Below are 21,733 nucleotides of genomic sequence, written 5' to 3' on the forward strand. Positions count from 1 at the left end.
TCCCTCTCCTTCCAGAAATTTCGTACTGGGCAAGGTCGGCACAAGGCAAAGGCAGAACCGAACGCATGCCCTCCTTTCTTGCTGATCCGCGACAAAGGACAGCGCAGATTCGCGGCGGGAATGCTACGCTGTGGCGTTTATGATCGCGCATGTGATCAATCCGGGGTCGAGCAGCGTGAAATTGGCGTGTGCAAGGGTTGAACCTAGCCTAAATTCTGCGTTGCCGGGGCAATTGCGGGTCGAACTGGAGCGGGCCGAACTGCCGCTTTCTGGCCCGCCGAGTACTGAACAACTGGCCGACCTGAATGCCCAGATTCGCACCCTGACCGCCGACTGGCCCGCACCCGACGCGGTGGTGGGGCGCGGCGGCCTGATCGGGCGCGTGCCTGCCGGAACCTACCGAGTCACGCCGGAGTTGGCCGACTACGCGCTGCAAGGTGAGGGCGCGTCCGAGCCTGCCAATTTTGGAGGGCCGCTGGCCCTGGCATTGGCCGAGGTGTGGGGCGTTCCGGCGTATATCGTTGACCCGCAGAGTGTGGATGAACTGTTGCCCGAAGCCCGCGCGACAGGCGTGCAGGGCGTCACGCGGGCCACGCGCTTTCATACCCTGAATGCCCGCGTGGTGGCCCGCCGCGCCGCGCACGAAGTCGGCAAACGGCTGGGCGACGCCAGAGTTGTGGTGGCCCACTTGGGCGCGACCACCAGCGTCACGGCTTTTGATGGAGGCCGCGCCATAGACACGACGGGCACTGGCCCCGATGGCGGCCCGATGGGAGCCATGCAGGGCGGCCCACTGCCCACCCGTGCCCTGCTGAAGTTGGCCCGCGAACATGGCGAGGCCGCAGCCCTGCGCCTCTTGGCCGGAGAAGGCGGCTTCCGCGCGCTGACCGGAACGGCCAACCTGAAGGACTTGGAAGCCCGCGAACTGAGTGACGCGGGCGTGCAGGCCGCCACCGCCGCCTTTGTGCAGCAGGCGTGTAAGGCGATTGGCGAGCAGTGCGCCGCGCTGCCGGGCCGCCCCCACGCTATTGCCCTTACAGGCGGTATTGCCCGCTGGGACGCCCTTGTAGACCGGATAGAACGGCGCGTGGCGTGGATCGCCCCCGTAATCGTGGTGCCCGGAGAACTGGAACTGGAAGCTTTGGCCGAAGGCGTGGGCCGGGTGCTGCTGGGGCTGGAGCAGGTGCGCCAGTGGCCGCACGCCGCACCTCCGGTTGGCCCAGCACCGATCGACGCAGCTCTGGTGAATCCCGCCCTCATTGATCCAGTGGCGACCCCGGCTGCCGCAAGTTCGGTCACCACCTCTCCTCCACTGCCCACCCCCAACAGCGAGAACAGCTAGCGTGGCCCGCCGCCGACAGGCCGCCCGCGCCGCGCCGGAACCGATTCGGGCCACCAGCATGTGGCGCGTGGATCAGGTGTTCCTAACCCGCAAAGGCCAGCGCGTAGAAGTCATCTGTTCGCTGGTGAATGACCGCAGCGGCCTGCGAAACCTGAGCGTGATCGCGCCCACCGAAGACCCGCGCGAAGCGGTGCGGCATGCGGCCCGGTTTATCGCGGGCAAGGGTAACGTGAGTACGGCAAGGAATGCCCGCGTGCGCTGGACACGCGAACAAAGCACGACGCTGCAAGACGAACTGGTGCGCGACGAGCAACTGGAAGACGATTTTCAGGATGAATTTGAAGACATGTTGGCGGCAGTGCGCGACCAGATGCGCTGAAGCAAAACACAGCGAAGACGGAACACAGCCGAACCACAACAAAAAACCCCACCTTTCGGCGGGGAATTTTCGTTCTTACTGCTTTGGTTGCAGGGACAGGATTTGAACCTGCGACCTCCGGGTTATGAGCCCGACGAGCTACCGGACTGCTCTACCCTGCGTCAACCTTGGCAACTTCTGGACACAGATAAACCGTGCTTTGGTTGCTTTTCATCGTGCCGGACGGTGTTTCTTCCGGCGCTTAGGAATAGTAGCGCGGGTTTTGCGAACTGTCAACACCCCGTGTACACAGCCCCTTTGCTAAACCTTGATGTACGGCAGGCAATCCCACCGCTCCACACGGCGCGGGCGGGTAGGCTAGGGCCGTGAGCAACGGCGTCGGCGGGAGCAGAGAGCAGGCAGGAACGGCAGCGATTCAGGAGCGCAAGCTACGGCACATAGAGGCTTGCTTGCGCCCAGACAGCCAATACGCGGGCGTGACCACCGGGCTAGAGCGGGTGGCATGGCCCTACCGCGCCTTGCCGGGGCTGAATTTGGATGACGTGGAGTTGCAAACGACATTTCTGGGCCGCACCCTAACAGCCCCCGTGTTGATCGGCGCGATGACGGGCGGTGCGGAGCGGGCCGCGCAGATTAACCGGAATCTGGCGGTGGCGGCGCAGCGCCTCGGCGTGGGCATGATGCTGGGTTCTCAGCGGGTAATGCTGGAAAACCCGGCGGCAGCGGCCAGTTTTGAGGTACGCGGCGTGGCCCCCGACATCCTGCTGATAGGCAATCTGGGGGCAGCGCAGTTTTTGCCCACCCGCAGCAGGGGCGCGTATGGCCCCGCCGAGGCTGCCCGCGCTGTGCAAGAAGTGGGGGCCGACGCCCTAGCAATCCACGTGAACCCGTTGCAAGAAGCCCTGCAAGCGGGCGGCGACACCGACTGGGCAGGCATGGCGGCGCGGCTGACTGAGATTGTTCCGCAATTGGGCTTTCCGGTGGTACTGAAAGAAGTGGGGCACGGGCTGGACGCTGCTACGTTGCAGGCCGTCAGAGAGGCAGGATTCGCCGCCTTCGACGTGGCGGGCGCGGGCGGCACAAGTTGGGCGCGGGTAGAACAGCTCGTACATCATGGCCGGGTCATCACGCCGGATTTGTGCGAACTGGGCATTCCCACCGCGCAGGCCATTCGGGAAGCGAAGCAGGCCGCGCCCCACACGCCCCTGATCGCTTCGGGCGGGATTCGCACTGGCCTAGACGCCGCCCGCGCCCTCAGTTTGGGAGCCACTGCCGTAGCCGTCGCCCGCCCGCTGCTGGAGCCTGCGCTGGACAGTGCCGACGCGGTAGAAGCGTGGCTCAGGCAATTTATCCAAGAATTGCGGGTGGCGTTATTTGTGGCGGGATTTGAGAGTGTGGAGGCGGCGCGGGGGGAGTGAGGGGGGAAGGAGTTGAAGTAGGTTTTTAGTTGGAGGGGGAAAGGCAATCGCTGGCGCTCACTCACCCCCTCTGCTTCGCAGCTCTGCGAGTCCCAACCTCCCCCCTCAAGGGAGAGGGAGCCAAACCCCCGACACCGCCACCTCAAATCGCCCCCGCCCCATCCATGTGAGGCCGTCGTGCGTGCAACGCGCGGGCCAATTCCATCTGGGAATGAACTGGCGATTCAGGTTCAGGAGAAGGATTCAGGCGAGTGTGGACGCGACAAGATCAATCCTCCTCAGCGGAGCGTCACTCCCCATGCCCCCTTTGGGGGTAGGGGGCTGGGGGGTGGGGGAATTCAACGTGGGAGCGAACCAAGCAACTGAGGTTAAATCCGTCTCCCACGCCTAACACTCCCCCTACTCCGCCCTCACCCGCTCCACCCGCGCCCCCAGCCCCGTCAGCACCTCATATTCAATCGTGCCGCCCCACTCGGCCACGTCGCTCACGGTGAGGGCGTCCGGCCCCCAGAGTTCCACCCAATCGCCCAACCCTACCTGTAACCCGGTTACGTCTACCATCAGTTGATCCATGCAGATGCGGCCCAACGTGGGGCGGCGCTGACCTGCCACCAGAACAGACGCCCGCAGCGTGGCGTTGCGCGGGTAGCCATCGGCGTAACCGATCCCCACCGTCGCCACCACCGTTTCCCTCTGCGCCTGCCACAGCCCACCGTAGCTGACGCTTTCGCCGGGGTGGGCCGTGTGAATGTGGGTGATGCGGGCGCGGAGGGTCATGACGGGGGTCAGGGGCAGCACAGGGCGCAGATGCGGGGGCGCGAAGCCGTAACTGACGAGTCCGGGCCTTGCCAGTCCCATGCCCGGTATCTGGCCCAAACTCAGGATGCCGCCGCCGTTGGAAGCGTGTGCCAGCAGGGGCGGCAACTGCGCCAACACGCCCCGGAATCGTTCTAGCTGCGTATGGGCAAAACTCAAATCGGGTTCGTCGGCGCTGGCGAAGTGGGTATACGCGCCTTCCAGCAGGCCGCGTTCGGCCAAGCACTGCCCAATCGCCACGGCTTGTTCGGGCCGCGCTCCGAGGCGGTTCATGCCCGTATCTACCTTCAGATGGGCGCGAGCATGGGCGGGCAAGGCGTCGGCTTCGGCCAGTGACGCGACGGGTAGGCGCACGCCCAGATCGGCCAGCGGCCCCACTTCGTCGGGTGTGGGCGGAGTCAGCAGCAAGATGGGTTTCCCGGTGTTCAGGGCGGCCAATTGCGCGGCTTCACGCGGGGTGGCAACGGCCATGCCCCACACGCTGGGGTGCTGGGCGGCCACCCGCGCCACCAACTCCAGCCCGTGTCCGTAGGCGTCGGCCTTGACGGGCAGCAAAAGCGGCACGCCCGCCCGCGCACTCAGGGCGCTCAGGTTGCCCGACAGGGCAGAAGCGGAAATGGAGGCCACAGCACGCGCTAGCACCTCTCTATGGTAGGGGTTTCGGCAGACGTTTCAGCAGCCCCGTCTGCCTTTCTCACCCCCTCCTGTCCAGCCCACTTGCTGACACGTGTATCATTTCCGGCAGTGAATACGTTGCCTTCCCTGTCCCGCCCACTCAACGTGCGCCGCGCCGCCGTTGCTACCGCTTTCCTCACGTTCGCCGTGCTGCTCGGCGGCCCCGCACTCGCCCAGACGGGCGGCATTTTGCCCCTCGTGTCGGTGGGTGAAAAGTGGCCGCAGGCGCAGGAAACCTACATTATCCGTGTCTCGGCGCAGGACGCGGGCAAACCGCTGGGCCTCGAAGTCTATTCGCCCACCTTCAATTTGGCCGATTACGTAGACGGACGGCGCGGCGTGGGCTACTTCGGAGACGAACTGTACAAGCGCACCGACGTGTTTGAGGGCGTGTTCAGCCTGAGCGGGCCGAACGGACTGGTGGCCGAGCGGCGCTACGGCATGAACCGCGAGCATACATGGGACAGCCTGTACGCGGGCGGCCTCGCGGCGGGAACGTACACCCTGAAAGTGAGCAGCCGGGGCGACGGCAAAAACTCGTTCGCCCTGCGGACTGCTTCGCCCTTTTCTCTGGAAACCAGCGACTTCAGCGTAAACGCCCGCGACACCGAGCAGACGCCGCTGCTGGCCGCCCGCCTGACCGTGACCCCCGACTGGGTGGGCAAAACGGTGGGCATCCTGAACTACGACGTGGACGGAGCGCGGGAAGCCGAAACGTGGATCATTTTGCCCGGTGGCCGCCGCGTGAACATGACCAGCAGCGAGAACGGCAAAACCGTGACCGAAAAGTTCAACGTGACGGCGGATCAGGTGGGAGAGTGGCAGGTGTTTATCCGGGTGCTGCCCACCACCAAGCAGTATTCCAACGCCATCCGCTATTCCTTCCGCCTGAACGACCAGCCTATTTTTGCCCGCGTGGGCGGATTTACGCCGCCTGAAAACATCAAGATCGCCAACCAACTGCTTGTAGATGTGGTTGACCCTCAGGGCCGCCCGATTCCCGGCGCGAGCTACGTGCAGATCGGAGACAGCACCGTGCGCCCGCAGTTGCCGCCCGGTTATGTGCCCGTCAGTTCCACCATTTTGGAAGGTACGGGCAACGTGGTCTCGTCCACCGAAATCCGCTATCAGCCCGGTTACAACAAACTGCGCTTCGTGGCCCGCCCACCCGAAGGTCAACTGGCCGTGGACGCCGTCGCGATTTATGGCAGCCAGCGCATTCCGCTCACCGGCATTCCCTTCGAGGTGGCGGGCCGCACGCTGACCACGCCCAATACCGTGCCGCTGGCCCCCGGCGACTATCCAGTCAAACCCACGCCCATTCCCGGCAGCACCTTTACGCCGCCGCTGGCTGGGCGCGTCGTAGACGGCAGCACGGGCCGCGTGACCATCGAATACAACGTGAAGACCGAAATCACGCTGATCACCGCGCCCGACATTCTGAATGCCTGCGACGTGACCCAATTGACGGCCACCGCTAAAACCGAATTCCCGTATCGCCTCCCCGCCCGCCTGAAACTCAACCTGCCTGCGGGCTGGACAAGCGACTACCCGCTGGAACTGCCCGGAGACTTCAGCGCCGGACAACCTCTGCGCCTGAAAGCCCCCGTGCGCGTGTGCCGCAGCGACACCGCCGAAGCGATCCTTGACCCGATTGATCTGAGGACGACTGGTGTGGCCCGCGTGCGTAACCCCGGCGGCGCGAACGTGACCCGCAACGTGCAGGGCGGCGCACGGGCCAGCCTCGCCAAAACGGTAGAAGCCAGCGTCCAGAACGGCAATGCAGGCAACGGCGGCGCGGCGGGCTACACGGTCACGTTGGTGCTGACCGTAGACAGCACACTGGAAAATGTGCGGATCGGTGACCCGCTGCCCACCGGAAGCGGCACGCCCGCCGTGCGCGGCCCGATTGCGGTGCAGGGGCCAAGCCTCGCCAACGTCAATCCCCGCGTAGAGGGCGACAATCTCATTCTGACCCGCGTGATTCCCGGCACCTACACCTTCACCTACACGCTGTTTACCGATCAGCCCGCCGACCGAGTGGTCACGGCTCCCGACATCGGGTGGTAAGTGGGAGAAAGGGCAGAGGGCTGAAGTTTGGTGTGCAACTTCGCGGCAATTGTAGCGAATGTCGGCTAAGCTAGGGGCATGAAGCGGGCGCTGCTCTTGCTGTGCGCCGCCGCTGGGTTGGTGGCCTGCGGTGGGCTGGCCTCGCCGCCTGCGCCCAGTGCCGGAGACCTGCTGAGCGCGCCCACGACGCTGAATCTGGCGGGGCGCACCGTAAAGCTGGAAGCTATGCCGCAATTGACCCTCAGCACCCTGAATGTGCGAGTCCGGTTGCAGACCACGCAAAAGCCGCTGCCTAAGCTAAAAGTCTTGGGCGTGTACATGGTCACGGCGGGCGGGGTTTGGAATGCCCCGCCGAACACCGCCCGCGCCTGCGACGCCCGGAGCCGCTGCACACAGGTGACGGCCAGCGGCCCCGCACAGGGTCTGAAGCCCACGGCAGGCGTGCAGGTAGTGGTGAACCTCAGCGGCGCGGGTGGGCGCACCTACTGGCTCCGGGACGCCGTGAGCAGCATCAGCCAGAGTAGTGGGAAGAGCATTCTTCAGCCTGTGCTGACTGTCCAGAGCGCTATCAACTTTTCCGCACAGTAGTTTCGGCGAACCAGAAAAGCCGCCCCATTCAGTGGGCGGCTTTTTCAGGTCAGCTTTTACTGAGCGGCGGCGTAACGGCGGGCGACTTCGTCCCAGTTCACGGCGTTCCAGAAGGCCTTCAGGTAGTCGGGGCGCTTGTTCTGGTAGTTCAGGTAATAGGCGTGTTCCCACACGTCCACGCCCAGAATCGGCGTGCCGCTGACGCCTGCCACGGCCTCGCCCATCAGGGGGCTGTCTTGGTTGGCGGTAGACACGACGGCCAACTTGCCGCCCTGCACCACCAGCCACGCCCAACCGCTGCCGAAGCGGGTCTTGGCGGCGTCTTCAAACTTTTCCTTGAAAGCGTCGAAGGAGCCGAAGGCATCGGTGATGGCCTGCGCGACTTCGGGGGTAGGCTGACCCGTGCCGCCCGCGCCCAACACCGTCCAGAACAGGCTGTGGTTGGCGTGGCCGCCCGCATTGTTGCGGAGCACGTTCTTCTTGTCGGCGGGCACCTGATCGAGTTTGGCAATCAGTTCTTCTACGGGCAGGTCTGCAAATTCGGTGCCGTCCAGCGCCTTGTTCGCGTTGTCGATGTAGGCCTGATGGTGCTTGCTGTGATGAATTTCCATCGTGCGGCCATCGATATGGGGTTCAAGTGCGTCGTAGGCGTAAGGCAGGGTGGGGAGGGTATAGGCCATGTCAACTTGCTCCTTTCGTGGGCCAAAGGGTCACACCGCCCGCACGGTGCGGGGATGGTCTGGCATTGGCTTTCTATCTTACGCGCACCCCATGTGCAGCGGTCAGGCGGTAGACTCTAAGGTGTGCTTTAAGAAAGCTCTCACTAAAGGGCAGCGTCTCGTGTTGTTTCAGCTTCGCTAATGCTCTGGCTCGCGCGTTGTAAGCGGGCAGCCAGCTCAGGAACGCGGGCATCGGGCAGGCGGCTGGACGGGGCCGACAAACTCAGCGCGGCAACCGTTTGCCCCCCACCGTCCAACACAGGCACGGCCACGCAGCGCACGCCCAATTCCCGTTCTTCGTTGTCTAAGGCGTACCCGGCGCGGCGCACCGCTTCCAACTCGGTCAGGTAGGCGGCGGGCATGGTCAGGGTGTGCGGCGTAAAGGCTTGAAACGACATGTCGGCTACGGCGCGGCGCACTTCTTCGGCGGGTTGCCATGCCAGCAGCGCTTTGCCCGCCCCCGTGCAGTGCAGCGGCACCCGCGCCCCAATCTGCGTAAACATCCGCATCAGCCCGCGCCCTTCTTCCTGATGGACATACACCACGTCGGGCGCTTGCAGGACGGCCAAATTCACGGTTTCGCCCAGTTCCGCCACCAAAGCTTGCATCTCGCCTCTTGCCGCCGGAATCAGGCCGCCCGCGCCCAAGTACGCCTGCCCCGTGGCAAACGCCTGCACGCCCACCCGCCACAACCCCGCCGATTCCTGCGCGAATCCCTGCGCCTGCAACGTGTGCAGCAGGCGATACGTAGTGCTGGCGTTCAGACCCGCGTGCCGCGCCGCGTCGCCCAGCGTGAGGGGGCCATGTTGCCCCAGCACTCTCAGCACAGTCAGGCCGCGTTCCAGCGTGCGAACGGGTTCGGTGTCGCCCGTGCGGGTGCGCCCCGGACGGCGGGCAGGCCCAGTCATCTCGGTGGTCAGGCCAGTTCCCGGTAGCCGCTGAGGGTCAGGAAATCCACCAGCGGGCGCACGGTGGCGACTTCATGAAACAGGGCGGCGGCCTGCGCGTGTTCTTCCCGGCCCAGAGCGTCCAGTTCTTCGTTCAGCAGGCGCTCTACCAACGCTTCGGTCACTTGCCCGCCGCCTGACAACGTGGCCCCGTGCCTCAGCCATTGCCAGATTTGCGCCCGCGAAATTTCGGCGGTGGCGGCGTCTTCCATCAGATTGTGAATGGGCACCGCGCCCGCCCCGCGCAGCCACGCCCGCAGGTATTGCAGCGCCACGTTGATGTTCAGGCGCAGGCCGTCCTCGCTGATGTCGCCTTCCGGCACTTGCAGCAGATCGGCGGCTGTGACCACGAAATCGGCCTGTTTGCCCGATTCGATCTGGTTGGGCGTGGGCATCAGTTCGTCAAAGACCTCGCGGGCAAGGGCCACCATGCCGGGGTGCGCCACCCACGTTCCGTCATGGCCGTCGCCCGCCTCGCGCTGCTTGTCGCGCCGCACCTGATCGAAGGCGCGGGCGTTGGCGGCCTCATCGTTCTTGACCGGAATAAACGCGCTCATGCCGCCAATCGCGTGTGCGCCGCGCTTGTGGCAGGTCTGAATGGCGAGGCGGCTGTAAGAGCGCATCATATGGGCTTCCATCGTGACCTGTGCGCGGCCCGGCAGCAGCATCGCCGGGTCTTCACGGAACTTCTTGATGATGCTGAAAATGTAGTCCCAGCGCCCACAATTCAGCCCCGCCGAATGCTCGCGCAACTCGTACAGAATCTCGTCCATCTCGAACGCCGCCAAGATCGTTTCGATCAGGCAGGTGGCGCGAATACTGCTGCGCGGCACGCCCACCGTGTCTTCGGCATGGTTGAACACGTCGTTCCAGAGGCGGGCCTCCAAGTGCGATTCCATCTTGGGCAGATAGAAATACGGCCCGCTGCCCCGTGAGAGGAGTTCGGCGGCGTTGTGGAAGAAATACAGGCCGAAGTCGAACAGGCTGCCGCTGACGATTTGTCCGTCTACCATCACATGCTTTTCGGGCAGATGCCAGCCGCGTGGCCGCACCAGCAACGTGGCCGTTCGTTCGTTCAGGCGGTAGCTTTTGCCCCCCTGCTCCAGCGTAATCGTGCGCCGCACCGCGTCCGAGAGGTTTTGCTGGCCCGCCACCATGTTGGCCCAACTGGGGCTGGAAGCGTCCTCGAAATCGGCCATAAACACCTTCGCACCACTGTTGAGCGCGTTGATGATCATTTTGCGGTCTACCGGGCCAGTGATTTCCACCCGGCGGTCATTCAGATCGGCTTTGGGCGGCACAACCTTCCAGTCTGCGGCGCGAATATGAGCCGTTTCGGACAGGAAATCCGGCTTCTCGCCCGCATCCAGCCGCAGTTGCCGCGCTTCACGGGCCGCCAACACTTCCAGACGGCGCGGATTGAATCGGCGGTGCAAGTCGGCCACGAAAGCCAAAGCTTCCGGCGTCAGCACGCCCGCTTGGTCAGGCGTAATGGGCGCGGAGAGGGTCAAACCAGCGGGCAGAGCATCGGACATAGGGGCAACCTCCGGGTGATGAGCATCTAAATTTCACCTGATGAAATATGTTTTTCAAATTTAGTTTAACAAGTCGGCAGCCCCTCCCCTGCCATTCCGAGCGACACTGGGCGGGGGACAGCAGGAAACAGCAAGCAAAAGGCTGAAGCTTGGCGGCTCCAGCCCTCTACTCAGTTCTATTCTCCGGCGCTAGAGCCGCCTAAGACCCGCCCCTAGCTCCCCCGATAAGTGCTGTAAGACCAAGGCGACACCAACAATGGAACGTGGTAATGGGCGGCGGTGTCGGCCACCGTGAAGCGCAGCGTGACGCTATCTAAAAAAGGCGGTTGGGACACTCCGGCCAAGCCTTCAAAGTAGGCGGCGACATGAAAAGTCAGTTCGTAGGTGCCGATGGTGAGCGTGCCGCGTTCGATCAGGGGAGCGTCGGTGCGGCCATCTTGGTTGGTGACGGCGGTGTTCAGAAGTCTGCGCTGCCCGCTTTCCTCTACCGCGTGCAACTGAAGAGCAATCCCCGCCGCTGGACGCCCCCGCGCCGTGTCCAACACATGTGTGCTGAGGCCCGCGCTCCCACTCATGCCCGCTCCACCCAGCCCTCTATCTGGCCGTAGGGTTCGGCATCGGCATGAAACACCGTGTTGGGGTTCTCGATGCCGTGCCGCTCGGTGTTGTAGCGGATGTGGTGGCGGTTGGGAAACGAAAAATGCACCCGGCTGATTTCGGGACACAGCGTCAAAATCGCCTCGCCCATGCGGTACAGGGTGTTCTGCACGCTGGGCGAATAGTGATCGGTGAAGGTGTCCAGAATGGTCTGGTACACGCGGCCCCACACAGCGTCGTAATCGCAGTCTGGCACAGCGTATTCCCACTTTGCGGTCACCACCGTCGCCAGAATCCGGTCGTTGGTTTCGGGCAGCGTGGTGAACTGCTCCATCAGGTAGCCTTCCCAGCCGCTCTGGGTGGTTTTCAGCACATACAGCTCGTCTATGCCGCTGGTCACGGTAAATGTCTGTCCGTCGCCTTCCACCACAGCGGTGTGCTTGGGCATCTGCCGCACGAAGGAATGGTCATGCTCCTGCCCGTCCACGGTCAATCTTTGCCACTGATGCTCGGTGAAATAGGCCGTCGCCCGCGCCACTTTTGGCCCCTGAGACACGAAATGGCGGATCAGGGTCTTGCCGTAGTCCTCCACGCTGCCCGTAAATCCGTCCACGGCAAGGCCATAAATGGTGTTGCGAACGGTGTCAGTCGCCAATAAATCGGTGTTGTCGCCCGACACATGCGCGGCCTCGAAGTCGCCCTCCATCGCCACGCGCACCCACACGTCTTTGATCTCGTGGCGCGGCGCATCACGGAAGACCTTGAAAAACCGCACGTCGGCCTTGCCGTAGTTGTTGGCTCCTAGCTTGACCTTCACTTTGGTGGGGACGGTGGGGGGCGTCATGCCCTCACTCTGCACCAAATCCAGCACCCGCAGGCGGGCAATCCGGCCAATCTCATGCAGGGCGGCGGCGCGTTCCTGTTCCGGCGTGTTGCTGAGGCGGCGGCGTGCGCCCTCGAAGATGCTGTCTTTGGTATTTTCACGCACGCAGACCACGTAGGGTAAGCCGAATTGTGCGTGGTAGGCGGTATTCAGGCGGTGAAATTCGGCGTACTCGTCGGGTGTCAGGCGGTCTAGTCCGGCAGACGCCTGCTCGTTGGCGCTCTCAGCGGTCAATTCTCCGGCCAGCGCCGCTTTGCCTGCCAAATCCGGGTGGGCGCGAATCAGGGCCAGTTGCGCTTCCGGTGAGTCCTGCTGCACAGCGGCGGCAAAGGCGGCGGCAATGGCTTCTGCATCGGCAAAGGGGCGCTGGGCGGCGGCGTGGCGGGCATACTGCGGCGAATGCTCCAGCACCCCGGCAAAGGCGTCGGCAAAAGCCTGCTCACTCAGGGCGTTGATTTCGGGCAGGGTCAGAGGTGGGGCTGAATTTGGGCGAATCAAGAGAGCCTCCGGGCACTGCTTGGGGAGAGATGACATTTACTTAGACGCCTAATGATCTCGATTGACCTCATGGTAAGGATGGCACAGGTGGGCGTCAAGCGAATCTGGGCCGATGGGGTCTGGGCGAATTGGACAGCTCTTCTCTCCCCCGCATCGGCGGCCAAAGAGGGCGTGTTAAGCTGACCCTGCGCCTATGACCCCCACCAAGACCCACCAACTGCTCGAACGGATTCGTACCGACTGGCACCGGGAAAAACCCGAAATAGACCCCAGTCCGATGCTGATGTTTTTGCTGCTGGCCCGCTTGCAGGGTGCGCTGGGACGGCATGTAGAACAGACCTACACCCCGGCGGACATCAATCCATCGGGCTGGGATTTGCTCCTGACCCTCCGCCGCAGTGCCCCCGACGCGGGCCTCACCCCCACCGAACTGAGCAACCTGAGCGCCATCACGGGGGCCAGCATCACCAACCGGGTATCGCGCCTGATAGACAAAGGCCTCGTGGAACGCCGGGGCAGCGAAACAGACCGCCGCAGCGCCCGCATTCGCCTGACCAAACAGGGCCGCGAGTTGGTGGACAAGCTGTTGCCCCGGCATGTGCAGCATGAAGCGGCGGTGCTGGAAGTCCTGACGCCGGAAGAACGGGCCGAACTGGAGCGGCTGGCGCGGAAGTTGCTGGCGCATGTGGAGAGTGCTGAGGCGGAGTAGGCGGGCGGAAGGTCTAAGGGTGTGAAGGTTTAGGGGGAGAGAGCGGGTTCGGTGACGGGGTGGCCCCTACTCTCCGGTGTAGCTCTGCGAGTCCCACAAGGGATGAGGGCTAGTAGCAAGAGCTGGAAGCTGGAGCTGTTCGCTCCTCCCCTTGACTGGTACAGCCCGAAGGGAGGGGGACTCGCAGAGCTGCGTCAGCGGAAGGGGTGATCGAGCGACGCGGTTGCCCTTCTCCCCTCCCACCCCAAAAAAAGCCCGCCTCCAACATCAGGGGCGGGCTTTTCAGTGTTCAGGCTTTAGCGCACACGGGCCAAAGCTTCCTGCGCCAGTTTGTAGCTGGGGCTGAGTTTCAGGGCGCGTTCGTAGTTCTCGCGGGCCTTGATACGGTCTGGGGCCACGCTGCCTGCCCCGCGCTCGTAGCTGAGACCGAGGTAATAGGCGTATTCGGGGGTGGTGCTGCCCAGTGCAGCGGCGCGGGTCAGGTTGGCGCGGGCCGAGCGCAAATCGGCAGCGTCGAGGTCAAGACGGCCCAGATAGAAGTAGAACTCCGGGTAGCGTAGAGGATCGAGCTTCACAGCCTGATTCAGTTGCAGGCGGGCAGTGGCGCTGTCTCTAGAGAGGTAGCTGACGACGCCGTACTGGCCGACAGCGTAGGCGTTGGTGGGCGACAACCGGGCGGCCTGCGCGGCTTCGGCTTTGGCGGCGCTGGTGTTGCCGCTCAGGGCCAGCAACTTGGCGTAGTAGGCGCGGTTATAGGCGTCGCGTGGGTTGGCGATCACGGCCTGCTGTAAACTGTCGAGGGCCTGCGTCAGGTTGCCCGTGGCGTAGTACATATCGCCCAGATTGAACAGGATCACGTCGTTTTCGGGATTCAGGGCGCTGGCCTGTTTGAAGGCGTCGATGGCCTTGCCGCCGTCACCCTGCAGCTTGAAGACGTAGCCGCGCTCATTCCAGACCTTGCTGAGGTTCAGGTTTTTATCCGGGCCAGTCAGGGCAGCGGTCACGGTTTCGGCGTCGGTCAGCACCCTCAGCGCCTCGGCCAGATTGCCTGTGATGCTGGCGCGGTCACTGGCCCCGATAAATTGCTGCTGGTACGCCTGAGCCAGCGCGATATAACCGCTGACGTTGCTCCTATCGGTGCTGGTCAGGCGGCGCAACGTTTCGAGAGCGGGCGTGTACAGCCGCAGCTTGACCTGAGAACGCCCTAGCCCCAGCAGGGCTTCGGGGTTGTTCGGCTCTATTTCGGAGGCGGCGCGGAAGGCCACATACGCTTCGTCGAATTTGCCCTGCTGGTAATAGAACACGCCCAGCGCCACGTAATTGGCCACAGGAGGGCGAACGGGGCGGGCAGGAGTGGCGGCGGGTGCCGCAGTGGGGGGGGTGGCCGGAGCCGCAGCGGGAGCCGTGACCGGGGCCACGGGTTGAGGAGGAACAGGAGCCGTCGGCGGCGTCTGCGCGGCTGCGCCGTTGATGAGGGCCGCCGCGAGGAGCAGGCCGAGGGTACGTCGTTTCACTCAAAAACCTCCGTGATCTGGCTCCGGCCTACACCGTGAAGCGCGGCAGGAAAACCCGATCTGGGCTGGGATGCTGCGCCATGATACCGCACAAAAGATACCGAATCGCAGCAGTAGACCGGGTGAAACACCCGTGAGAGCGCGGTGGCACGCCGAAATGTTGTGTGATCTGCTCTCAGGTGGCTCGGCACACCCCAGTGTCTACGCCGTGCGTGACGCGCATCTGACCCTTTGCGGGGCCGAGGAACTGGGCCACATCTGTCTGCGAAAAAGCGGAAGCTAGACCGCCTCAACGCCGGACTTGCGGAGATATTTATCTGTTTCGCGGTTGGCAGCCCGTATGTCTTTTAATTGGGCCATGTCGATTCCGCCTGCCCCAGCTGTGCCACCTGCTTTTCCCCGCCGTCTGGGCCTGACGGGCAGCATAGGCGCGGGCAAAAGCACGGTGGCCGCCCTCTTGCGGGCGCGTGGCCTGACCGTGCTGGACGCCGACGAGCAGGCGCATGTGGTGACGCGGGAGCCGGAAACGCTGGCGAAAATAGAGCAGGCTTTTCCGGGGACAGTGGTGGGCGGCGTTCTAGACCGGGCCGCGCTGGGAGCCGCCGCGTTCGCCGATCCTGCTCGGCTGGCAGTGCTGAACGCCATCGTGCATCCACGGGTACGGGCACGCATGACGGCGCTGGAACTGGAAGCCACCTTGCGCGGCGAACGCTGGCTGGTACAGGACGTGCCGCTGCTGTTCGAGGGCGGGTTAGAAGTGGGCATGCACGCCGTGCTGGTGGTGGACGCGCCGCTGGAAGTGCGTGTGGCCCGCGTGATGGCCCGCAGCAACCTGACCCGCGAAGAAGTGCTGGCCCGCGACGCCCGCCAAACGCCCGCGGAAGAAAAACGCCGCAAAGCCAGCTACGTGATCGAAAACGTGGGTGAACTGGCAGAACTGGAGCCTCAAGTGGACGCGGCACTGAAGCACTTGGGAATTCCGGTTCTGCCGCAGCAGCCTACGGAAGAGGGCACAGCAGAAGGCGGCCCCAGCCAAAGCTAGAAGCCGCCCTGCATGAAGCTGTTGCTCTACGCTTCGGCGTTGCCCTGAGCAGCGTTGGCCTCAACGGCGTCTGCATTGACCGGACTAGCAACGGCCCGCCCGCCTTCTTTTCCGGCCAATGCCGCTGCCACGAACCCGGCAAACGGTGGGCTGGGACGCATCGGACGGCTCTTGAATTCGGGATGGGCCTGCAGGGCCACAAAGAACGGGTGGCCGGGAATCTCGATACTTTCTACGAGGCCCGCGCCGCGCCCCGCCACGCCAGGCGTCACGCCACTGATTTCCAAGCCCGCTGCCTGAAGCTGCGCCGTGTACGCCGGATTCACCTCGAAGCGGTGGCGGTGGCGTTCGCGCACGGTGCCGCCCTGAGGAATGCCGTACAGCGCGGCGATGGTGCTGCCTGCCTTCAGCTGCATGGGCCAGTCTCCGAGGCGCATGGTGCCGCCCATGCCGTCCATTTCCAGTTGTTCGGGCATCAAGTCGATGACCTTGTGGGGCGCGTATTCGTCAAATTCGCCCGAGTTCGCGCCCTCGATTCCAGCCACGTGCCGGGCGTACTCGATGACGGCAATTTGCATTCCCAAACAAATACCCAAATAGGGCGTCAGGCGGGTGCGGGCATACTCGGCGGCGCGAATTTTGCCCTCGATACCGCGAATGCCGAAGCCGCCGGGCACCAGAATGCCGTCCGCGTCGCCCAACTGCTCTTCCAAATCGCCTTCACGCAGTTCCTCGGCATTGATCCACTTGATGTTCACGCGGGCGTCGTTGGCGATTCCGGCGTGCGTCAGCGACTCCAGCATGCTGAGGTAGGCGTCGGGCATGGCGGTGTATTTGCCCGCGATGGCAATCGTGACCTCGCGCTGGGGGTGCTTGATGACGCGTACAGCGTTTTGCCACACGCCCAGATTGGGATGCGTGCGCTCTAGGCCCAGCAGGTCTTCTACTGCTTTGCCGAGGCCCTGTTCTTCCAGCGCCAGCGGCACTTCGTACACGTGGTTCACGTCGTAGCTGGAGAACACCCGGTTTTCGCGCACGCTGGTAAACAGGGCAATTTTGCGGGTGATGTCCGACGGCAGTTTTTCTTTGCTGCGAACCATCACGATGTCGGGGCTGATGCCCACGCTCCGCAGAGTGGCTACGCTGTGCTGCGTCGGCTTGGTCTTAAATTCGTTGGACGTGCCGAGGTAGGGCACCAAGGTCAGGTGCAGATACAGCACCTTGTCGTCGCCCTCATCGAAGCGGAACTGACGGATTGCTTCTAGGAACGGCAGACTTTCTATGTCGCCCACCGTGCCGCCCACTTCGATCAGCACAATCTCCGCGCCTGCATTCTCGCCCGCCGCCCGAATCCGGCGCTTAATTTCGTCGGTGACGTGCGGAATGACCTGCACCGTCTGGGACAGGTAGTCTCCGGCCCGCTCCCGGCGGATGACTTCGAGGTACACCTGCCCGGTGGTGATGTTGCTGCCCACCGGAATATCGAGGTCGAGGAAGCGTTCGTAATTGCCGATATCCAGATCGGTTTCTGCGCCGCTGGCGGTCACGAAGACTTCGCCGTGTTCGTAGGGGCGCATGGTGCCCGCGTCGATGTTGATGTAGGGATCAATTTTGACTGCCGTGACCTTGTAGCCCCGCGCCCGCAGGAGCGCCCCAAGCGAGGCGCTGGCCACGCCTTTGCCCAAACTGCTGACTACGCCGCCCGTCACAAATATGTATCGCATGTACTCTCCAAGCGCCGCCCCCACCAACCGGAAACCGGGGGCCACAAGAAACGAATCAACAAAAAACCGGGGCGCTTGGCCTCCGGGATTTCAGGTTAGCACGCCCGGCGCAGTGGGGTAAGACGCCGAGTTCTTACGGGGCCAAGCTGCCTAGGTTGCGCGGAAACACCGTGACGGCCCGCACCGTATCGGCGGCGGGAGTAGAAGCGCCGCGTCCGGGCAAATTCATGACACTGCCGCGCAGTTGCCGGGACAGAGCAAAATTCAGGGTCACCGACACGCTGCCGGACGCCTGCACATTGGCTGGGGCCGGGGCGTCCTGCTGAACAAACAACGTGGGCGTGCCCGCCAAAGCCAGAGCGGTGGGCTGAACATAATCCAATAGCAGACGGCCCTGCCCCCCAGCAGGCGGCGTATATGCAGAACTCAGGGTAGACAGCAAAGGCGGCGTGCTGTAATTGGCGCGGTATTCGGCCAACACCCAGCGGTTGTCGTTTTGCGGGTCTTGCCCCGGATTGTTGTAAGACGTCGCGTTACCGACCCAATAGGAGCGCAGCACAGGATAATAGGCGTAAAACTTGTAGCAGCCGTTCTCGTTGGCTGGGCAATTCACAGTCACGTCCTCAGGCGGCTTGATGAATGCCAAGACTGGAGCAGCGGCGCTGCCGATTCGCCAAGACCCTGTGACGGGACGTTTGGTGGTATAGCCGGTGCCCAAATTCAGGGTCGTATTGTTGGGAAACACGTACACCGCTTCCCGCACCTGTGCGGCCAAGTAATTTTGCGCGATCTGCAATTCGGCCTGAAGTTCATTGCGGTTCTGAAGGTCAGAGGCGGTTTTGGTAGACGAGGTGAACAGATTAAACGCGGTCGCTAGCACAAGGACGGCCAACGTCATCCCGACCAACAACTCGATCAGGGTGACGCCCTGAAGATGTCGGTTGTGCCGACACGCCAGGGTGTTCATAGGTTCATTCATGGGCGGGCCACATCCACACTCAGGTTAGAAACGGCGTTCCCGACCTTGACGACAACCTGAATCCGGCGCAGAGGGGGATCATCGGCAGTGGGGCCACAAGTGGTGTCGAGCGGCGCTGTGGTCATCACGTTTCCGTCTCGGTCTAGGCTCTGAACATTGACGGCAATGGGCGGCGTCATTACTGGAATGGGCACAGACACGCAGGCTTGGCGGTACCGTGCCCCACTGAGCCACTCGCCCCGGATCGTTTCCAGCGTGCGCTGGGCCGCCTGAGTAGCGGTAATCTGCTGATCGCTGCGGCGGGTCAAATTAAACAAACCGCTGAGGGGAGTCAGGATCACCAGCACGATAATGCTCAGCAGCATGATGCTGACCAGCACTTCGATGATGGTGAATCCGGCCTGATGTCCAGCCTCACGGCTGGCAAGTGCAGGCCCGTTTCCGGCCTGAGCAACAGCCTTGCCAACGGGCTTAGTCGCGGGAATCACTGAGCATCACCTTGCCCGTGATGCCGACGACCTTGATGTACAGGGGCGGAACCTGAGCCGCAGGGCTCCGCACTTCCCAGACCAAACCGGTGGTGGCGACGGTGCCGAAAGGCGCGTAATAGATCACCTTGAGTGGTGCGTTAGAAGACACGGCCTTTAACGTCACACCGCTGTCTAAGGTGCGGGATTGGAGGGCACCGGGCCGGACTTGCGCGGTGTAACTGCCTGTCCCGTCGATGATGGCAACCGGGCTGGACACCCCCGTCTTCTGGGCATTGACGCGGGCCAGGCGCAGGTCGGCCATCACTTCGGCGGCGGCATTCCGAACTTCGGTGCGGCGCATCATTCCCATCAGACTGAAGCCCAGCACGCCGCAGAGGATGCCGATGATGGCGATGACGACCAACAATTCTAGGAGTGTAAAGCCTGACTGAGCGCGTGTTGAACCGTGAGGCTTGGCGGGATCATTCTCGGCGGGACGGCTCACGGCGCAACCGTGCTGACCACATCGCCGCGCAGCCTCAGCCCGGTCAGTTCTTCGCTGGCCAGCACGCCATTCACCAATTTTTCGGTTCTGAGGCCCACCGTCCAGTGGCGTTCGGTGGGAAAGGCGGGAGGAGCCATGCCGTCGTTCATGCGGGGGTCATAGACAAAATTGCGCCCGTAGCCCCGGCCATCGGTGATGCCGAACGCGCCGTAATAGTTTTCGATGATGCCGCCCAGCAGTTGGATGTTCCCCAGCTCGAAAGGGCTTGCATTCACCGGTTCGTCATGACCGCGCACCCGCACCGCGCCCTGACTCGCCATCATGACGGCGTGGATTCGGGCGTTGGCAGGCAACGAGGCGCAGGTGCCAAACCCATTGGGGCACGAGGCTGGGCTGACCAGTTCGATGTCGCCGGGTGAGGATTCGTGGTCGCCCGAAGAATAGATGCCCAGCATGTTGCGGGCTGTGAGGTCGCCGCAGGCCGCGGGCGTGACGGTGCCGTTGCTGTTGCGGACATGCCCCCCGCTGCAAGGCGGGCTGGCGTAGGTCAGGCTGCTGGTCACGGTCACATTTCCCGTAGCTGCCAACGTCAGACCTGCAAATGCTGCAATGGTGGGTTCAGGCGGGGTGGCGTCAGCTGCTGGCCCACCGTTGAGGTTCTGAACGTTGCCACTGACCGAAATGACGCCGTTGAAGACCGCCGCCACTCCACCGGGATTGGCCGTGATCACGCCCGCCGGGTCGCGCTTGGTGGGTTGCCAGCTCCCATCCGGAACCTGAATCAGCAATTTGTTGTCGGGGCCGTAAGCCAGACGGGTCGTCACGCCGTTTTGGGTGTAACTGATGAGCTGCCGCAGTTGGCCCGACACCTGACCCTGACGCAGTTGCAACTCGGATACGTCGCCGTTGAGGGCCAGTCCGCGCTCAATTGCCACCTCCTCCTGCTCTTGATTGTCGGTGGGCAGTTCCACGTATTTGTTGTCCCAAGTCACGCTGCCGCCAAACTGCGGGGCATGGCACTTGGCGTCGGCCTCGCACACCACGGGCGCGTTAGAAGGCGCGAATTCAATTTCAGGCGTCAGCAGAGTATTGTTGCCAAAAAACGCTCCGGGCTCCTGAGGCCGCGTACAGTCGGGCACACCACTGACCAGACCGATACCCGACTGAGGACAGCCCGCAGAGCTGACGCTGCCTCCAAACCAAGGCGTTCCCTGGAACAAGAAGTGCTGATTGGTATGCACCGGCCCACTGAACATGGTGCGGTCTGTAAACGTGACCCGCTCGCCTCTCGCCTCATCCTCTGCATCAGAGAAATGGTGGTTGGTGAACAGGGCGTAGCGTGAAAAGGGTTGGCGCGAAATCAGCAAGAACCCTTCCGGTTGCGCGGCGCGGGCCTGAATATTCTGGCTGCTTGCGCCCAGCTGACCCCTCACCTGCAAGTCGGGCACCTTGAAGTAAAAGCGGTAGGTATTTTCGTGGGTGCGCTCGACTTTCAGGGGCTGTAAGCCGAAGCGGGCGGCGTAGGTCGCGTCCTGACCGCCTGCGTAGGGCGTTCCCTGCTGACCCGAAAACAGTTCAGACCAAAATTGAGACCGGACAGAGGCGTTGGCTTCCGGAATGCCTTGAGCGTCAAAGGCCCCTTCGCTCATGGTTCGGACTAAGAACTGTGTACGGGCGTTCACGCCGCTGGTCACGCGCCCTAACCCTTGTGAGGCAGGGAATGTACAGAGGTTGGCCTTGCCCGTGAATAAGGGCAGGCTCGACAGGCCGCACAGCGCCGCCATATCGGATTCCACCGAACTGTTGAGCACAGCCGTATCGAGCGCCGAGACGTTCAGGAGTCTGGACATCAAATCTAGTTGGGACTGCACACGGGACACGCCTGATTCGGCGGCGTATCTGGCCTGCAAGATCGTCTGCTGATCCGCACTCGATCTGCGGGCCGAGACCGTGACCTGTGCGGTAAGCACCATCGTCATAGCCAAGACCAGCATGACCATCAGGAGCGACACGATCAGCGTCGCACCTTGAGTTCGGGGGGAGTTCTGCATACCCAATCAGTATGAAGAGTAAATGTTAAGAATCTCACCCCTTGTTGGGGGGAACTTAAGAAATTTTACATTTAAGTGTGGTGAGACGGGCATGATCCTTTCTTAAGCGACAGGGCGATTCTGGATGCGAAAAAGGGGTACTGGCGTTGAGGAAGTACGTCCCACACCTATTAGCCGCTTGGTCTCCCTCCTTTGGCCCAAGCCTAAGCAAAGTAGATCAGGGAGAAAACGTAGCAGTCATTTACTTAAGCTAGACTCAACCGATCTAGCTA

At 63.0% G+C, this 21,733-nt stretch carries 19 protein-coding genes and 1 tRNA gene; 7 read left to right on the top strand and 13 right to left on the bottom strand.

Annotation, left to right across the window (positions count from 1 at the left end; genetic code table 11):
• The first annotated feature begins 139 nt into the window (after positions 1-139).
• Together SU48_RS09885 and SU48_RS09890 are read left to right on the top strand one after the other, a co-directional pair.
• Complete coding sequence (locus SU48_RS09885) at positions 140-1,342, top strand: butyrate kinase (RefSeq protein WP_064015115.1); 1,203 nt, start codon at positions 140-142, stop codon at positions 1,340-1,342.
• Between the two features lie 58 nt (positions 1,343-1,400).
• Positions 1,401-1,721 (top strand): hypothetical protein, encoded by a 321-nt coding sequence (locus SU48_RS09890; protein ID WP_157451233.1) that lies wholly within the window; start codon positions 1,401-1,403, stop codon positions 1,719-1,721.
• Between the two features lie 84 nt (positions 1,722-1,805).
• Here the strand turns inward: SU48_RS09890 and SU48_RS09895 are convergent.
• Positions 1,806-1,882 (bottom strand) — tRNA-Met (locus tag SU48_RS09895).
• Between the two features lie 204 nt (positions 1,883-2,086).
• On the opposite strand from SU48_RS09895, the gene fni reads away from it, so the two are divergent.
• A complete protein-coding gene (gene fni, locus SU48_RS09900; RefSeq protein WP_064015117.1) occupies positions 2,087-3,139 on the top strand; it encodes a type 2 isopentenyl-diphosphate Delta-isomerase in 1,053 nt (350 codons plus the stop codon).
• A 399-nt stretch (positions 3,140-3,538) separates the two neighbouring features.
• Here fni and alr read toward each other — a convergent pair whose 3' ends face one another.
• Entirely contained in the window at positions 3,539-4,597 is a 1,059-nt protein-coding gene (alr, locus tag SU48_RS09905) for an alanine racemase (protein WP_064015118.1), read from the bottom strand.
• Between the two features lie 102 nt (positions 4,598-4,699).
• Here alr and SU48_RS09910 point away from each other — a divergent pair, with 102 nt between their 5' ends.
• A complete protein-coding gene (locus tag SU48_RS09910) occupies positions 4,700-6,700 on the top strand; it encodes a hypothetical protein (protein ID WP_064015119.1) in 2,001 nt (666 codons plus the stop codon).
• 78 nt (positions 6,701-6,778) lie between these two features.
• Positions 6,779-7,288 (top strand): hypothetical protein, encoded by a 510-nt coding sequence (locus SU48_RS09915; protein ID WP_064015120.1) that lies wholly within the window; start codon positions 6,779-6,781, stop codon positions 7,286-7,288.
• Positions 7,289-7,344: 56 nt separating this feature from the next.
• On the opposite strand, the gene sodA is transcribed toward SU48_RS09915, so the two are convergent.
• From sodA to pucL, 5 genes are all read right to left on the bottom strand, one after another.
• Positions 7,345-7,968, bottom strand: coding sequence for a superoxide dismutase [Mn] (gene sodA / locus SU48_RS09920; RefSeq protein ID WP_064015121.1), 624 nt, complete (start codon positions 7,966-7,968; stop codon positions 7,345-7,347).
• Between the two features lie 143 nt (positions 7,969-8,111).
• Complete coding sequence (locus SU48_RS09925) at positions 8,112-8,915, bottom strand: IclR family transcriptional regulator (protein WP_064015122.1); 804 nt, start codon at positions 8,913-8,915, stop codon at positions 8,112-8,114.
• A gap of 8 nt (positions 8,916-8,923) precedes the next feature.
• Positions 8,924-10,489, bottom strand: coding sequence for a malate synthase A (gene aceB, locus SU48_RS09930; RefSeq protein WP_064015123.1), 1,566 nt, complete (start codon positions 10,487-10,489; stop codon positions 8,924-8,926).
• Positions 10,490-10,701: 212 nt separating this feature from the next.
• Positions 10,702-11,064, bottom strand: a complete 363-nt coding sequence (gene uraH / locus SU48_RS09935) for a hydroxyisourate hydrolase (RefSeq protein ID WP_064015124.1) — start codon at positions 11,062-11,064, stop codon at positions 10,702-10,704.
• Positions 11,061-12,467 (bottom strand): factor-independent urate hydroxylase, encoded by a 1,407-nt coding sequence (pucL, locus tag SU48_RS13945; protein WP_231881595.1) that lies wholly within the window; start codon positions 12,465-12,467, stop codon positions 11,061-11,063. Before pucL ends, uraH begins: the two co-directional genes overlap by 4 nt.
• A 193-nt stretch (positions 12,468-12,660) precedes the next feature.
• Between pucL and SU48_RS09950 the strand changes: the two genes are divergently transcribed.
• Entirely contained in the window at positions 12,661-13,176 is a 516-nt protein-coding gene (locus SU48_RS09950; RefSeq protein WP_064015125.1) for a MarR family winged helix-turn-helix transcriptional regulator, read from the top strand.
• Between the two features lie 296 nt (positions 13,177-13,472).
• Here the strand turns inward: SU48_RS09950 and SU48_RS09955 are convergent, their stop codons facing one another.
• On the bottom strand, positions 13,473-14,690 hold the full coding sequence (locus SU48_RS09955; protein WP_064015126.1) for a tetratricopeptide repeat protein: 1,218 nt from the start codon (positions 14,688-14,690) through the stop codon (positions 13,473-13,475).
• A 358-nt stretch (positions 14,691-15,048) separates the two neighbouring features.
• Here SU48_RS09955 and coaE point away from each other — a divergent pair, with 358 nt between their 5' ends.
• On the top strand, positions 15,049-15,732 hold the full coding sequence (coaE, locus tag SU48_RS09960) for a dephospho-CoA kinase (protein WP_064015983.1): 684 nt from the start codon (positions 15,049-15,051) through the stop codon (positions 15,730-15,732).
• Between the two features lie 26 nt (positions 15,733-15,758).
• Here coaE and SU48_RS09965 read toward each other — a convergent pair whose 3' ends face one another.
• The 5 genes from SU48_RS09965 to SU48_RS09985 form a co-directional block, all read right to left on the bottom strand.
• Entirely contained in the window at positions 15,759-17,456 is a 1,698-nt protein-coding gene (locus SU48_RS09965) for a CTP synthase (RefSeq protein WP_064015127.1), read from the bottom strand.
• Between the two features lie 133 nt (positions 17,457-17,589).
• Positions 17,590-18,423, bottom strand: a complete 834-nt coding sequence (locus SU48_RS09970) for a PilW family protein (protein ID WP_157451144.1) — start codon at positions 18,421-18,423, stop codon at positions 17,590-17,592.
• An 8-nt stretch (positions 18,424-18,431) separates the two neighbouring features.
• Positions 18,432-18,923: a PulJ/GspJ family protein gene (locus SU48_RS09975; RefSeq protein ID WP_064015129.1), complete on the bottom strand. Its 492-nt coding sequence runs from the start codon at positions 18,921-18,923 to the stop codon at positions 18,432-18,434.
• Positions 18,907-19,332 (bottom strand): pilus assembly FimT family protein, encoded by a 426-nt coding sequence (locus SU48_RS09980; RefSeq protein ID WP_064015130.1) that lies wholly within the window; start codon positions 19,330-19,332, stop codon positions 18,907-18,909. The genes SU48_RS09975 and SU48_RS09980 overlap by 17 nt, the downstream gene beginning before the upstream one ends.
• Before the next feature lie 74 nt (positions 19,333-19,406).
• Complete coding sequence (locus SU48_RS09985; RefSeq protein ID WP_064015131.1) at positions 19,407-21,461, bottom strand: DUF4900 domain-containing protein; 2,055 nt, start codon at positions 21,459-21,461, stop codon at positions 19,407-19,409.
• Between the last annotated feature and the right edge of the window lie 272 nt (positions 21,462-21,733).

The organism is Deinococcus puniceus, from assembly GCF_001644565.1.
Taxonomy (GTDB): Bacteria; Deinococcota; Deinococci; order Deinococcales; family Deinococcaceae; genus Deinococcus; species Deinococcus puniceus.

What these genes read in the sequence shown, in the direction of transcription:
- SU48_RS09885 (WP_064015115.1), top strand. Translation starts at nt 140, where the DNA reads ATGATCGCGCATGTGATCAATCCGGGGTCGAGCAGCGTGAAATTGGCG.
- SU48_RS09890 (WP_157451233.1), top strand. Translation starts at nt 1,401, where the DNA reads ATGTGGCGCGTGGATCAGGTGTTCCTAACCCGCAAAGGCCAGCGCGTA.
- SU48_RS09915 (WP_064015120.1), top strand. Translation starts at nt 6,779, where the DNA reads ATGAAGCGGGCGCTGCTCTTGCTGTGCGCCGCCGCTGGGTTGGTGGCC.
- sodA (WP_064015121.1), bottom strand. Translation starts at nt 7,968, where the DNA reads ATGGCCTATACCCTCCCCACCCTGCCTTACGCCTACGACGCACTTGAA.
- SU48_RS09925 (WP_064015122.1), bottom strand. Translation starts at nt 8,915, where the DNA reads ATGACTGGGCCTGCCCGCCGTCCGGGGCGCACCCGCACGGGCGACACC.
- aceB (WP_064015123.1), bottom strand. Translation starts at nt 10,489, where the DNA reads ATGTCCGATGCTCTGCCCGCTGGTTTGACCCTCTCCGCGCCCATTACG.
- uraH (WP_064015124.1), bottom strand. Translation starts at nt 11,064, where the DNA reads ATGAGTGGGAGCGCGGGCCTCAGCACACATGTGTTGGACACGGCGCGG.
- SU48_RS09950 (WP_064015125.1), top strand. Translation starts at nt 12,661, where the DNA reads ATGACCCCCACCAAGACCCACCAACTGCTCGAACGGATTCGTACCGAC.
- coaE (WP_064015983.1), top strand. Translation starts at nt 15,049, where the DNA reads ATGTCGATTCCGCCTGCCCCAGCTGTGCCACCTGCTTTTCCCCGCCGT.
- SU48_RS09965 (WP_064015127.1), bottom strand. Translation starts at nt 17,456, where the DNA reads ATGCGATACATATTTGTGACGGGCGGCGTAGTCAGCAGTTTGGGCAAA.
- SU48_RS09970 (WP_157451144.1), bottom strand. Translation starts at nt 18,423, where the DNA reads ATGAACACCCTGGCGTGTCGGCACAACCGACATCTTCAGGGCGTCACC.
- SU48_RS09985 (WP_064015131.1), bottom strand. Translation starts at nt 21,461, where the DNA reads ATGCAGAACTCCCCCCGAACTCAAGGTGCGACGCTGATCGTGTCGCTC.